Origin of the sequence: Nodosilinea sp. LEGE 07298 (assembly GCF_015207265.1) — a bacterium.
Taxonomy (GTDB): Bacteria; Cyanobacteriota; Cyanobacteriia; order Phormidesmidales; family Phormidesmidaceae; genus Nodosilinea.
This window is the reverse complement of record NZ_JADEXE010000199.1, coordinates 1-12,799: the sequence shown is the minus strand read 5'-3', so window position 1 is coordinate 12,799 and position 12,799 is coordinate 1. Positions and strand designations below refer to the sequence as shown.

Genomic DNA, 12,799 nt, shown 5'->3' with positions numbered 1-12,799 from the left:
GGTGTAGGGGGGCGAGGTTTGCCGCATACCCTGTACCTTGCCCCCTGAGGGCCTACTATTTGTCCTTAGGCTTAGCTATTGCCACGGCGCTTAAGGGCGGCGACCATTTGCTGGCGGACGGCGGTAGCCCACTGATCAAACTCGACATCGGGGCGATCGCTTTTGTCTAAGCCGGCTCCGCGTCCCTGGGTTTTTCTATCCTGCGTCATGGTCATGTCCTCTACGGCGATTTTACGATCTCCTTACCTATTTATTATTCCCTGAGGCGATCGCACTAAGCTACGTCTTCGGATAGGGATCTCATTACTTCACAGGAGGGTTAACCCGTGGTGTCGCTGACAGGGAGTGTTACAAGCCGTGGCTAGGTGCCTGCCAAAGGCTCAATCAAGGGCAGAATGGCTCTATACAAAAATTAAGCTCGACCTATGCGCCCAATTCGCACCTTCAACGTTACGCCTGCCCTGCCCCAGCGGCTAGAGGCGCTACGCACCCTGGCCTACAACCTTCACTGGGACTGGGATGTGGAGATGGTAGACCTGTTTCGGCGATTGGACGCAGACCTGTGGGAGTCGAGCCGCTACAACCCGGTGCTGATGCTGGGTACGATTAGCCAGGCGCGGCTGAATGAAATTGCTGAAGATGCAGGATTTTTGGCCCAAATGGACCGGGCCGCCCAGCGGCTGGAGGACTATTTGCGCGATCGCGACTGGTATAAAAAGCACCGTAAAGCGCCCGTCGCAGGCGAGTGCTATGCCTATTTTTCAATGGAGTTTGGCCTCACTACCTGTATGCCGGTTTACTCGGGCGGGTTGGGGGTACTGGCCGGGGACCATCTCAAGTCGGCCAGCGATCTGGGGCTGCCCCTGGTGGCGGTGGGGCTGCTGTATCAGGAGGGCTACTTTGCCCAGTACCTGAACGCTGACGGTTGGCAGCAGGAGCGCTACCCAATCAACGATTTTTACAATATGCCGCTGCACCTGGAGCGCGATGCCAACGGTAAAGAGCTGAGGGTTGATGTGGAGTATCCTGGCCGCACGGTGTGCGCGCGGGTGTGGCGAGTGCAGGTGGGCACAGTGCCGCTGTACCTGCTCGATACCAACATTGAGCCTAACAGCCAGTACGACCAGGACATCTGCGATCGCCTCTACGGCGGCGACATTGACATGCGCATTCACCAGGAGATCATGCTGGGGATTGGCGGCATTCGCATGCTCAAAGCCCTAGGGCTAGCGCCGACGGCCTACCACATGAACGAGGGCCACTCGGCCTTTATGGCCCTGGAGCGCATGCGCGCTTTTATCGAAGATGACGGGTTGAGCTTTGCCGAAGCCCTACAGGTCGCTCAAACCAGCCAGATGTTCACCACCCACACCCCGGTACCCGCCGGGATCGACCTGTTTCCACCCGATAAGGTGCTGCACTACCTGGGCCACTACCGCCAGCGCTTTGGCCTCGGCGATGCCGAATTTTTGGCCCTGGGCCGTACCGATACGGGGGATTTTTCGGCCCCGTTTAGCATGGCGGTACTGGCGATCAAAACGGCAACGTTTATTAACGGGGTGAGCCAGCTGCACGCTGAGGTGTCGCGGGCTATGTTTGGTGAATTGTGGACCGGGCTGCCCCAGAGCGAGGTACCGATTACCGCTATTACCAATGGGGTACATGCCCGCAGCTGTGTCGCTAAGTCGACCCAGGCCCTCTACGATCGCTACCTCGGCCCTAGCTGGGCTCAGTCTAGCCCCGGCGCATCGCTGTGGGAGCGGGTACACGCCATTCCTGACGACGAGCTGTGGCGCAACCACGAGCTATGCCGATCGCAGCTGGTGGTTGCCGTGCGCGATCGCCTGGCCAAGAGTACGCGCGAGCGCGGCGGTTCGGCCCGCGAACTGACCGAGGCCCAAGAGTGCCTCGATCCCTTTGTGCTCACCATTGGCTTTGCCCGCCGCTTTGCTACCTACAAGCGGGCCACCCTGTTTTTGCATGACCTGGAGCGCATTCGCAAGATCATTACCGGCAATGGTAGCGGTCGCCGGGTGCAGTTTGTGATTGCCGGTAAGGCCCACCCCAAAGACATTCCCGGCAAAGATTTAATTCGCAGCATCATACACTTCACTCGCGATGAAGGGCTGAGCCGCTCAATTGTGTTTGTGCCCAACTATGACATTCACGTGGCCCGCGATATGGTGGCGGGCTGCGACGTGTGGCTCAACAACCCCCGCCGCCCCCGTGAGGCCTCGGGCACCAGCGGCATGAAAGCCGCCATGAACGGGCTGCCCAACCTCAGCGTGCTCGACGGCTGGTGGGATGAAGCCGACTACATTCGCACCGGCTGGCCCATCGGCCACGGCGAAGACTACGACGACCCCGAGTACCAGGACGATGTGGAGGCCAACGCCCTCTACGACATTTTGGAAAAAGAAGTCGTGCCTCTGTTCTACGATCGCGACAAAGACGAAATTCCGCGCGGCTGGGTGGCCAAAATGAAAGAGGCTATCTACCTCAATACGCCCCAGTTCAACACCGCTCGTATGGTAAAAGACTATGCCAATCAGGGGTATTTTGCGGCCAGCGATCGCGCCCATACGCTATCTGCCAACGACTACGGCCCCGGCAAAGAACTAGCCGCCTGGCAGGCGCGGATCACGGAGCGGTGGTACGAGGTGCGCTTTGAGGAAGTGGCTATTTCCGAAACCACCGATCTACGGGTAAACCAATCCTTTAAGGTAACAGCCGCCATTCGTCTCGGTGCCCTCACCCCTGACGATGTGCAGGTCGAGCTATACCAGGGCACCGTCGCCATCGACGGCGAAATTCACTCTGGGCTGGCGGTGCCGATGGCCTACCAGGGCCAAGATGACCAGGGCAGAAGCATCTACGCCCTCGAAATGGAGTACACCGCCAGTGGGTTACAGGGTCTTTCGCTGCGGATTTTGCCCCGGCATACCTACCTCAACAGCCCCTACGACCCCAAACTGGTACTCTGGGCTGACCCAGACTCAGTGCACATTAGCTCGGGCGTGGTGTCGCCTGCGATCGCCCTCTAAAACGCCGTTATCGAAATCCGGTTTCTCGTCCAGAATGCAAGTCATACCGTTAGAGCTGCGACGAAGAAACCGGGTTTTTAGCTATACCCTACCGATGCTCCAGGCTGAATGGAGATTTGTATGACCTCAGTTCAAGTTTCGTCAAATGCGTCGCGCTACGGCCAAGACATCGCCATCCGCCAGTTTGAGCTAATCGCCGACGAGCCCATCACCCTGGGTGGCGACGACCTGGGGCCAACCCCGACTGAACTGCTGCTGGCCGGATTGGGCAGCTGCAAGGCGATCACCATCAAAATGTATGCCGAACGCAAGGGCTGGCCCGTCGAAAATGTTTACGTGGCGGCAGAGTTGAATACTGTAGACAAGCAGTCAGTGATTACGGCTTACCTCACTCTGGTGGGCGATTTGAGCGACGAGCAGCGCGATCGCCTGCGGGAAATCGGCGATCGCTGCCCCGTCCACCGCCTACTCAGCGCCACTACCGAAATCCAGACGGTGCTAACGCCTAACGCCGAAACCTAGCGGCAAAGCTGCTCGGGTAGGCGCTGCATGGTGCGCTCAAACACAGCCGGATCGTTTAACCCCCGCGCCATGATCAGCGCCCCCTGAATGGCAATCAGCGCCTCTTCGCTCCGTTAATCAACAATTCGGTAGATTAATTCCGAACGGCTCCTTCGGTAAACGCTCAAGGCAGTCGGAGTTCTAGAGCTATAGCCATAGTCACGTTGGTTGGGACATCCAGAAACCCTATGAACGTTCATAGGAGACCTGTCTTAACCAGACTGGCCACAGCTATAAATGCTCGCATTGATCACCATCTGCGACTAGCTGTGCTAGCTTAGCGGGCTGCCTATTAGCTACGTTGTAAGGGTTTATGTTGTAAGGGTTTATGTAGAGGCGCTATGACATCCACCCATTCTTCAAGACGCGATTTGGCCGCAGTACCCGCAGCGGATGAGCCCATCTTTTTTGAGTTTGAGTCTGACTTTGTCGATTCGCTGCGCTGCATTCCCATGCAGGTGCGCTACAAGCTCGATACCTGCGGCATCAAGCTAAAGCTGCCCCAGTGGAGCCAGTTTGACCAAGATGAGCGATCGCAGCTCACCCAGCGCCCCTGTCAAACCCCAGAGGACGTGCAGGCCTATCGTACCTGGCTGGCTCAGCTAATTCGCGATCGCTGCCACGTGGCCGCCAAGGATCTGCCCATAGATCCCCAGCCAGAGTGGCTGAACACTACCGCCATCACCACCGAGGTTGAGGAAAAAGCGCGGGAAGCTGGAGTATCAATCACCCCAGAGCAGTGGGCTACCCTCATGCCACTGCAACGGTTTGCCCTAATTAAGCTCAGCCGCTCGAACCACGAGAATAAAAACTTTTTCCCGGCCCTGCAGGAATTTGGCTTAGCCTGAGCCGTTAGGCCATTCCTCTGCCTTAGTTAACGTCCATCCACCTCGAACACCCATTTCTTCCGCACGGGTTTAAGGGCGTGGTCAACGACGCTTAAAGTGAATCTGCAATAGCTGATTAAAACTGCTATTGCGAAGCCCAAAGACAGCTTGAAGTTTATGTAAAAACCTCTAGATCGTTCGCACTATATCCATATTATCTCCATGGAAAATCCAGTCAACATAGTTACTATTGGCAACTCTATAACTCAGGCAGCGCCAGGGCTTAACTCCTTTCGCAGAGACCTATGGAATCTGCTCACTCAGGCTGGGTATAGTATCGATTTTGTAGGTTCTGAGAATCGAACCAAGGATAATACTTTCTTCCCAGACCCAAGTTTTGATCCCGATCATGAGGGTCACTGGGGCTGGCGAACCGATGAAATTATTAATGGCCGTAGTGGAGAGGGAGATCTGGCAGACTGGTTGCTCGGCTATACCCCTGATATTGCCCTGGTTCACCTTGGTTCTAATGATGCTCTCCAAAGCAACTCGACGGCCAGCACGGTCAATGAGCTAAGTCAGGTTATCGATATTCTGAGGCAAGACAACCCGAACGTAACCGTTTTTGTTGCTCAGCTTATTCCTACAACGGGTAGTAGCGCAAATCAGCGCATAAATGATCTCAACAGCGCCATCCCAGCGTTGGTTGCAGATAAAGACACCGCCACCTCCCGTGTCATTCGGGTCGACCAAAATACAGGCTTCAACCCGTTTGCCGATACCTACGATGGCATTCATCCCAACCAGACCGGCGAAGCCAAAATGGCTCAGCGGTGGTTTGACGCTCTGCAAACCTATTTTGACAGCACCGATGCTCCAGTCAACCTGGTCTTCGATGCGATCGCCGATCGCGCATCCACGACATTGGACACCTCAATCAACATTTCTGTTCTAGCCAACGACGATATTTCTGCGGGCATTGCGTTTACCCTTGTTGCCCCTGGTACTGCCGAGAATGGGACTATTTCTATCAACGACAATGGCACCCCCAACGACAGTTACGACGATTTTATTGCCTACACCCCTAACCCTGGCTTTACCGGCACCGACAGGTTTACATACACTATCGTCGATAGCTCAGGCGGCACCGATACCGCAAATGTGACCGTCAGTGTCCTGCCCGGCCTACCGCCCAGCACCCGCGTGACGGCAGGGTTGCTGAGTCTGTACACCTTTGACGAAGGCAGCGGCAGCACTGTATTCGATGTCTCCGGGGTGGGTACACCGCTAAACCTGGAGATTAGCAACCTGGGGAATGTGACCTGGGGCAATGGCGTACTGAATCTTACCGCCGCCACTCTGATTACCTCTCTGCAGCCAGCCAGTAAACTGTTCAGCAGCATCACCGCAACCCAAGAAATTACCCTGGAAGCATGGCTCGCCCCCGCCAACACCACCCAGAGTGGCCCGGCCCGAATTGCGACGTTGTCTAAAGACACTGTCAATCGCAATGTGACCTTGGGCCAGGACGGGGATGACTACAACGTGCGACTGCGCACGACGACCACCGGCAACAACGGCCTGAATAAAATGCTCACCTCGCCGGAGAGTTGGGTAAGTACCGACCTCACTCACGTGATCTACAGCCGTGAAGCCGATGGCGACGCCTTCTTGTACGTCGACAACCAACTCGTGACCACCGATACCATCACCGGCAGCTTCTCGAACTGGGATGCGAATTATCGCTTTGCACTGGGCAGCGAGCTAGATGGCAGTCGGTCATGGCTGGGCAGTCTCGACCTGGTGGCGGTATACAACCAGGCCTTTGACGCCAGCGAAGTAGAGCAAAACTTCCTGGCGGGTTCCAACATGATCTAGTGCCAAGAAGGCGATTTCTATATGGGGGAACGTGCTCGGGGAATTCCCCCATAACCTGCTGTTTTTGCGTTCTCAACCGAAAAATCTGCGGTATTCTTTGGGCAAATCCCTCCTGGTGGCTGAGAGCATGAAGCGGCGCGGTATAGTCTACGGTTTCATTGTGGCCCTCGGGGCAGTCTTATGTTTGGCTGTGCCGCTGGGGCTGCGAACTCCCGCCCAGCAGGCTCCGCCCCTGGGTGGTCTGGTGCGCGAGTATGAGGTTGTGACGATGCCAACGGCGACCGCCTACTCGGTTTACACCAACAACACTACGACGCCCCACCAGGTGTGGTATCGCATCTACGGTGGCGATGCGTTGTTTCGCCAGCGCATGCGGGTGTACCAAGAAAACGCTGGCCCTCGCCCCATCAACCAGCTCCCCCCCGAATCGGAGCTGCGGCGGGAAGTGACCAACAATGACCCCACTCGCTGGTATTCGTTTCCGCCGGCAGCGGACGTGTTTACCTATTACTTTGATGGCGACAATCGTTTGACCGTCAGTAGTCCCTGGCGCGATGCCTTTGGCGTTAGGGTCAAGCGCACTCGCTTTGCCAACGGCAATCGCTATGACGTTGCCTTTGAAGATCAAGACTCTCTTGACGATTTCAACGATCTCAAGCTTGAGGTCGTGATTATTCAACCGGCCTAGCGGGCGATGTCAGGCAAAATGTGGCTGCCTGTGTCAAATTGGGGCAATTTGCGCGATGATAAGCCATAGGTATGGGTGAGGAAAGCTATGAATCGCTTTGTTATTGGCGGTATTCTGGCGGCCATTGTGGTGATGCTGGCGGGCGGGGTAAATCGGCTTTGGAGCGATCGCGTTGATGACAGCGCTGAGGGAGCCCGGATCTCTAGCCAGCCCACCACCACCGGTCAAGACAATGGCGGCGACCTGGGCAGCGTTCCCATAGAGCAGGCCGGGCAACTAGTGCAGCGCCAGAGCGAAGTGGGCACTAACGGCATTTCGGCCACGGGCGATAGCGTATTCGGTAACCAGGGCACCGTACCCCCTGGCGATCGCGCTGTGATTTCTCCAACCAACACGACGGGCACCACGGGCACCGCTACGCCCGCGCCTGGCAATGTGATTCCACGCACGGGTGGGGCCACCACGTTCCCCACCACAACTGGGGATATTGCCCCAATTCAGCCGGGGCTGGTACAACCCAGTGAGGTGACACGCCCAGCCCCCGACCCCGATTTGGACTCGATTCCTGCGCTTTGGTAGCGGCCTAGTGATGGTACTGAAGCGACTCAGCTTCGGCCGGGGCAGCCTCAAGTAGCTTAAAATGGCATTGAGCACTTGAGTTAAACGGCATGGTAAATCAGGGAAGCGACGTCCTGGTGGTGGGCGGCGGCGTTATTGGCCTGGCGATCGCGCTAGAGCTACGACAGCAGGGAGCCACGGTCGCCGTGCTCAGCCGCAATTTTGCCCAGGCCGCCAGCCACGCCGCCGCTGGCATGCTGGCTCCTCAGGCTGAGGGGTTGCAGCCCGGCCCCCTGCTCGATCTATGCCTCGACAGCCTCAGTCTTTATCCCACCTGGGTCAGCAAGTTGGAAGCGCTGACTGGGCAGTCGGTGGGCTACTGGCCCTGCGGCATTTTGGCTCCACGTCGAACCGTTCCCGACGTTGTTCCTGACAGTTCCACTGGGGAATGGCTGAGCGCAGCCACCCTGGGCTACTACCAGCCCGGCCTGAGCGACACCGTTCAGGGTGCATTTTGGTACCCCGACGAGGGCCAAATTGACAATCGGCTGCTGACTCAGGCTCTGCGGCAGGCGGCGATCGACCTGGGCGTTACCCTGCACGAGGGCACCGGGGCGATCGCTCTACAGCAGCGCCAGGGCCGAGTTGAGCGAGTCTGTACCGCCAATGCGGGCGACTTCAGCGCCGACCACGTGGTGCTGGCGACTGGGGCCTGGGCTCACGAGCTGCTGCCCCTGCCGGTGTTTCCCAAAAAGGGCGAAATGGCCAGCCTGCGGGTGCCCTCCGGCTCTGGCACGTTTCAGCCATTGCAGCGAGTGCTGTTTGGCGAAGACATCTACATCGTGCCCCGCCGCGATGGCCGCATTGTGCTGGGGGCCACTAGCCAAGACGTAGGCTTTGCGCCCCACAACACCGCTGGGGGGGTAACCCAGCTGCTGGGGAATGCGATCGCCCTGCTGCCCCAGCTGGCCGACTTTTCCCTTGACGAAACCTGGTGGGGCTATCGGCCCACTACCCCCGACGAGTGGCCTATTCTTGGCCCTGGCCCCGCCGCCAATCTCACCCTGGCTACTGGCCACTACCGCAACGGCATTTTGCTCGCCCCAATTACCGCCCAGCTGGTGGCCCAGTCCGTACTGGGCCACGGGGATGCCCAACTAGAGCCGTTTTCCTGGCGGCGCTTCCACCCCGCTAGGCCAACCCTTTCCACCCCTTCTATGCTGTCTTCACCCCCTCAGGCTATGACCTTCACCGATGTTGCCTCCGCTACTCCCCCCGCGCTAGATACTAATTTGGCTCCCGTCCCCGGCGACTCGCCTTTGACGATCGCCGGACGCACGTTTTCATCGCGCCTGATGACCGGCACCGGCAAGTACGACGACTTTGCCACCATGCGCCAGAGCATTGCTGCCAGCGGCTGCGAAATTGTCACCGTGGCGGTGCGGCGGGTGCAGACCAATGCTCCCGGCCACGAGGGGCTGGCCGACGCCCTCGACTGGTCAAAAATTTGGATGCTGCCCAACACGGCAGGCTGCAAAACCGCCGAGGAAGCCATTCGCGTGGCTCGCCTGGGCCGCGAAATGGCCAAGCTGCTGGGCCAGGAAGACAACAACTTCGTCAAGCTCGAAGTCATTCCCGATGCCAAGTACCTGCTGCCCGACCCAATCGGTACCTTAGAAGCCGCCGAGCAGCTGGTCAAAGAAGGCTTTGCGGTGCTGCCCTATATCAACGCCGACCCGCTATTGGCCCAGCGCCTCGAAGATATTGGTTGTGCCACCGTCATGCCTCTGGGGTCACCGATTGGGTCGGGCCAGGGCATTCGCAACGCCGCCAACATTCAAATCATTATTGAAAATGCCACGGTGCCCGTGGTGGTCGATGCGGGCATTGGCACCCCGAGTGAAGCCGCCGAAGCGATGGAAATGGGTGCCGACGCGCTGCTGATCAATACTGCGATCGCCAAAGCCGCCAACCCGATCGCCATGGGCCGCGCCATGGGCCTCGCTACCCTGGCCGGCCGCCTCGCCTACAGCGCCGGGCGCATTCCGGTACAGGGGAAGGCGATCGCTAGTTCACCGCTGACCGGGCGAATCACCGACTAAGAAGAGCACTGAGGGGGGTGAGAGCGTGAACTCTCAAGCCCCTCAGTCCAAAATCTTCACCCGCCCTACCTGAATTGCATCGAACAGGCGGTTGACCTGCTTGCGCTCGCTCTCATCGACAGTGCCATCGGCCAGCACCAGAGCGGTTAGCTCCTGGTACTGCACTTGGGTAATGATGCGGGCTTGAATGCACTGGCTAACCAGGTCGGTAATCGGGCAGCCGGGTTGAGATGCAGGTGACGACATAGGATAGAGCCGCTGAGGAATACTATGTATCTGTTGTAACCGCTCACCGTTTTGTTGCCCAACCCTTGAGAAGGGTTGAGCTACTGGGACAGAATCGGCAGGTGGGCGATCGCTTCACGATCGCCCACCCCAGTTACTAGAAAGCAGGCAGGCTAACTGAATCTGCATTCGACCCGCTTAAAACGATAGCCCTAGAGCTAGACAGCGGCCCTCCGCAACGGCGCTGACTTGGTAGGACTGCGTCTCAACGGTAGTGGCGACAACCAGCATATCTGAATCAAAGCTAGTGCCATCGATTGTGCAGCTGCCCTCCAGCACCAGCAGATAATTGCCGGTGTACTCGTAGCTTTCTAAGGATGTGCTTTTGATGAATTGGGAACTCATGCCACCCGCTGGATCGAGCGGGGCTGGGTATATTGAGACGCCATCTTGAACATCTTCGAAGGGATACACCGTCTCAAAATTAGGGGCAGCGGTATCAATTTGCACCGGGGTGTAGGCTTCGATCAGATCGGTATTGGCAAAATCTGGCGGCGAGGCGTAGGCCAGAATAAAGAAGCCGGTACTATTTGAAACTTCGTGGCCGCTGCCGGGCGGGTTGAAGTAGAGCGATCCGGTTGGGTACACCCCCTTATCGTCGGTCTGGGTGCCATCGATCACATAGACTGACTCAGTCATAGAGTGATAGTGCAATCCCACACTGCCATCGGGGATGGTATACCACAGAATGCTAACGTGCTCGGTATCGGCAGCACCGGAGAGAATCAGCTTTTCTAGATTGGGCCTAAAGGTAAAGAAGTCGTAGTTACCCGGATTGGCCGTCAGATCATTTAGGTCAACTACGGTGGAGTTGCTGAGCCCTGAATTGCTGGTCTCAAGGGCGATCGCCGCGTCTGGAGTCTCTATCGCCATTACATTTTTAGCCGAGAGATCAATACTCGAAAATACAACCAACCCCAATGCTGTCAAAGCTGTAGATTGAATTTGTCCCATGGTCGCCGACTCCTACACCAAAAATTGCAGAAATTGATGCTAAAAATGGAAGCCTGCACCATATCACAGCACAAACCAGGAAATCTGTTATTTTTCGCTCAAAAATGCGCCCTGGCTCCAGTTTTCATCTACAGAAAGCCGTATAGAAGCGCTTCTTCGAGGATGTTGTTAGCTAAACAACCTGGGATAAATGCGCAGGGCAGCCAGCCGCGCCATCACCACCATCCACCCGATCAGCCAGAGCAGCAGCAGGGGCCACCAGGGAGGAAGACCCAGAGGCCAGCGCAGCAGATCCACCAGGGCCGCCAGGGGGAGAAGACTGGCAAAGCGGGCCAGCAGCGGCGGCAGCGTATCACGCGGAAAGTAGGTGCCGCAGAGGGTAAACATGGGAATAACGATTAGAAAAATCGGCACATTCACCTGATCGACCTTGTTGACCGCCCCGGCCACCAGCAGGCCAAAGGCTCCAAACAGCAGGCTGCCGAGCACAATCAGCGGCAGCGACAGCACTAGGCTAGAGAGGTCGTAGAGGTTGGCTATTACCGCCACTAGTCCGGTCAGCGTTCCGGCAATGCTGCCCTTAGTCGCCGCCCAAAACCAGTCGCCCAAAAACACATCGGTATAGCTCAGCGGAGCTGTTAGCAGCGCCTGCCAGGTTTTCTGAAAATTGAGCCGAATGAAGCTGCTGTAGGCCCCTTCAAAAAACGATTGAAACAGCACCCCGATCGCAATCATCCCCGGCGCTAAAAACTGCGGATAGGCAACCATTTGCCCCAGATATTCCACATCGCCCACCAGAGGGGTAAGGCCGTAGCCAAAGGCCAGCAAATACACAATCGGCTCCGAAATCGGCGGCAGAAAGTTTACCAGCCAGGTGCTGCGATACACCTGAAAGTGCCGCCACCAGACCGAATACACCCCCCACGGGGTAGCGGTAATTAGCTTCATTCCAGCACGCTCCCGGTGAGTCGTAGAAAGACGTCTTCTAAATTGGCGGGTCGCCTGAGCAGGCGAGTGGGGTGGTAGGTCTCAATCTGGTTCCACACCGCTTCAGGGTCTCCGTCGGGCAGGGTAATCAGGTAGCCACTGCCAAAGGCGCGGTACCAGGCCCTGTGCTGGGCAGCCAGGGCTTTGATTCGATCGGGGTTGACCCCTTCCACTTCTGCAATCTCTCGACCAATCACGCGAGCCACCAGGTCGGCGGGGGTGCCCTCGTCGATCACTTTGCCCGCCTGGAGCAGCAGCAGGCGATCGCACAGCCGCTGCGCCTCATCCATATAATGGGTGGTCAGCAAAATACCGCAGCCGCTAGCCTTGAGGTGCTGCACCAGCCGCCAAAAATCCTGGCGGGCGTCGGGGTCGAGGCCGGTGGTGGGTTCGTCTAAAAAGACAATTTTGGGCGCATTTAGCAGGGCGCGGGCCAGCACCAGCCGCCGCTTCATGCCGCCCGAGAGTTCGTCCACCTGGGCGTCGGCTCGGTGCTCCAGGTTGACTAGGGCCAGCAATTCTCCCGCCCGCTGCCGCGCCGCCGCCCCAGTAATGCGGTAATGGTGGGCAAAGTGGGTGAGGTTGTTGAACACCGTAAAGTCGGGGTCGAGGTTGTCTTCCTGGGTGACAATACCCATCTGGGCGCGGGCCAGCTGCCCCTGCCCCGGCAGCTGCCACGGGCCAAACTGCACAAACCCTTTGGTGGGAATAACGGTGCCAAACAGCATGCCGACGGTGGTGGTTTTGCCCGCCCCGTTTGGCCCCAATAGGCCCACGATCTCACCCGGTGCCAGGGTAAAGCTAATGCCCTGCACCACCGCCTCATCGCCGTAGGTTTTCCAGAGATCGTAGGCGGTTAAACTCAGCGAATCAGACACAGATTGCTCCCCACGTTGGCCCTAAACAGTTGTCCCT

Annotated in this window: 12 protein-coding genes; 7 read left to right on the top strand and 5 right to left on the bottom strand. The window is 57.7% G+C overall.

Annotation, left to right across the window (positions count from 1 at the left end; all coding sequences use genetic code 11):
• Nucleotides 1-71: 71 nt before the first annotated feature.
• Nucleotides 72-209, bottom strand: a complete 138-nt coding sequence (locus IQ273_RS22555; RefSeq protein WP_194025412.1) for a hypothetical protein — start codon at nt 207-209, stop codon at nt 72-74.
• Between the two features lie 216 nt (nt 210-425).
• On the opposite strand from IQ273_RS22555, the gene glgP reads away from it, so the two are divergent.
• From glgP to thiO, 7 genes are all read left to right on the top strand, one after another.
• Complete coding sequence (glgP, locus tag IQ273_RS22550) at nt 426-3,044, top strand: alpha-glucan family phosphorylase (protein ID WP_194025411.1); 2,619 nt, start codon at nt 426-428, stop codon at nt 3,042-3,044.
• A gap of 120 nt (nt 3,045-3,164) precedes the next feature.
• Entirely contained in the window at nt 3,165-3,566 is a 402-nt protein-coding gene (locus IQ273_RS22545; protein WP_194025410.1) for an OsmC family protein, read from the top strand.
• A 380-nt stretch (nt 3,567-3,946) separates the two neighbouring features.
• Nucleotides 3,947-4,453, top strand: a complete 507-nt coding sequence (locus tag IQ273_RS22540) for a nitrate reductase associated protein (RefSeq protein ID WP_194025409.1) — start codon at nt 3,947-3,949, stop codon at nt 4,451-4,453.
• Nucleotides 4,454-4,654: 201 nt separating this feature from the next.
• Nucleotides 4,655-6,310 (top strand): LamG-like jellyroll fold domain-containing protein, encoded by a 1,656-nt coding sequence (locus IQ273_RS22535; protein ID WP_194025408.1) that lies wholly within the window; start codon nt 4,655-4,657, stop codon nt 6,308-6,310.
• Nucleotides 6,311-6,407: 97 nt separating this feature from the next.
• Nucleotides 6,408-6,998: a hypothetical protein gene (locus IQ273_RS22530; protein WP_194025407.1), complete on the top strand. Its 591-nt coding sequence runs from the start codon at nt 6,408-6,410 to the stop codon at nt 6,996-6,998.
• An 87-nt stretch (nt 6,999-7,085) separates the two neighbouring features.
• The gene (locus tag IQ273_RS22525) at nt 7,086-7,577 is read left to right on the top strand and encodes a hypothetical protein (RefSeq protein ID WP_194025406.1); all 492 of its coding nucleotides are present in this window, start codon (nt 7,086-7,088) and stop codon (nt 7,575-7,577) included.
• Between the two features lie 89 nt (nt 7,578-7,666).
• Nucleotides 7,667-9,658, top strand: a complete 1,992-nt coding sequence (thiO, locus tag IQ273_RS34950; protein WP_194025405.1) for a glycine oxidase ThiO — start codon at nt 7,667-7,669, stop codon at nt 9,656-9,658.
• A gap of 42 nt (nt 9,659-9,700) precedes the next feature.
• Here the strand turns inward: thiO and IQ273_RS22515 are convergent, their stop codons facing one another.
• From IQ273_RS22515 to IQ273_RS22500, 4 genes are all read right to left on the bottom strand, one after another.
• The gene (locus IQ273_RS22515; RefSeq protein WP_194025404.1) at nt 9,701-9,904 is read right to left on the bottom strand and encodes a hypothetical protein; all 204 of its coding nucleotides are present in this window, start codon (nt 9,902-9,904) and stop codon (nt 9,701-9,703) included.
• Between the two features lie 177 nt (nt 9,905-10,081).
• Nucleotides 10,082-10,897, bottom strand: coding sequence for a cupin domain-containing protein (locus IQ273_RS22510; RefSeq protein WP_194025403.1), 816 nt, complete (start codon nt 10,895-10,897; stop codon nt 10,082-10,084).
• Nucleotides 10,898-11,065: 168 nt separating this feature from the next.
• The gene (locus tag IQ273_RS22505; RefSeq protein ID WP_194025402.1) at nt 11,066-11,845 is read right to left on the bottom strand and encodes an ABC transporter permease; all 780 of its coding nucleotides are present in this window, start codon (nt 11,843-11,845) and stop codon (nt 11,066-11,068) included.
• Nucleotides 11,842-12,762 (bottom strand): ATP-binding cassette domain-containing protein, encoded by a 921-nt coding sequence (locus IQ273_RS22500; protein ID WP_194025401.1) that lies wholly within the window; start codon nt 12,760-12,762, stop codon nt 11,842-11,844. Before IQ273_RS22500 ends, IQ273_RS22505 begins: the two co-directional genes overlap by 4 nt.
• Nucleotides 12,763-12,799: the final 37 nt, after the last annotated feature.

What these genes read in the sequence shown, in the direction of transcription:
- IQ273_RS22555 (WP_194025412.1), bottom strand. Translation starts at nt 209, where the DNA reads ATGACGCAGGATAGAAAAACCCAGGGACGCGGAGCCGGCTTAGACAAA.
- glgP (WP_194025411.1), top strand. Translation starts at nt 426, where the DNA reads ATGCGCCCAATTCGCACCTTCAACGTTACGCCTGCCCTGCCCCAGCGG.
- IQ273_RS22545 (WP_194025410.1), top strand. Translation starts at nt 3,165, where the DNA reads ATGACCTCAGTTCAAGTTTCGTCAAATGCGTCGCGCTACGGCCAAGAC.
- IQ273_RS22540 (WP_194025409.1), top strand. Translation starts at nt 3,947, where the DNA reads ATGACATCCACCCATTCTTCAAGACGCGATTTGGCCGCAGTACCCGCA.
- IQ273_RS22535 (WP_194025408.1), top strand. Translation starts at nt 4,655, where the DNA reads ATGGAAAATCCAGTCAACATAGTTACTATTGGCAACTCTATAACTCAG.
- IQ273_RS22525 (WP_194025406.1), top strand. Translation starts at nt 7,086, where the DNA reads ATGAATCGCTTTGTTATTGGCGGTATTCTGGCGGCCATTGTGGTGATG.
- thiO (WP_194025405.1), top strand. Translation starts at nt 7,667, where the DNA reads ATGGTAAATCAGGGAAGCGACGTCCTGGTGGTGGGCGGCGGCGTTATT.
- IQ273_RS22515 (WP_194025404.1), bottom strand. Translation starts at nt 9,904, where the DNA reads ATGTCGTCACCTGCATCTCAACCCGGCTGCCCGATTACCGACCTGGTT.
- IQ273_RS22510 (WP_194025403.1), bottom strand. Translation starts at nt 10,897, where the DNA reads ATGGGACAAATTCAATCTACAGCTTTGACAGCATTGGGGTTGGTTGTA.
- IQ273_RS22505 (WP_194025402.1), bottom strand. Translation starts at nt 11,845, where the DNA reads ATGAAGCTAATTACCGCTACCCCGTGGGGGGTGTATTCGGTCTGGTGG.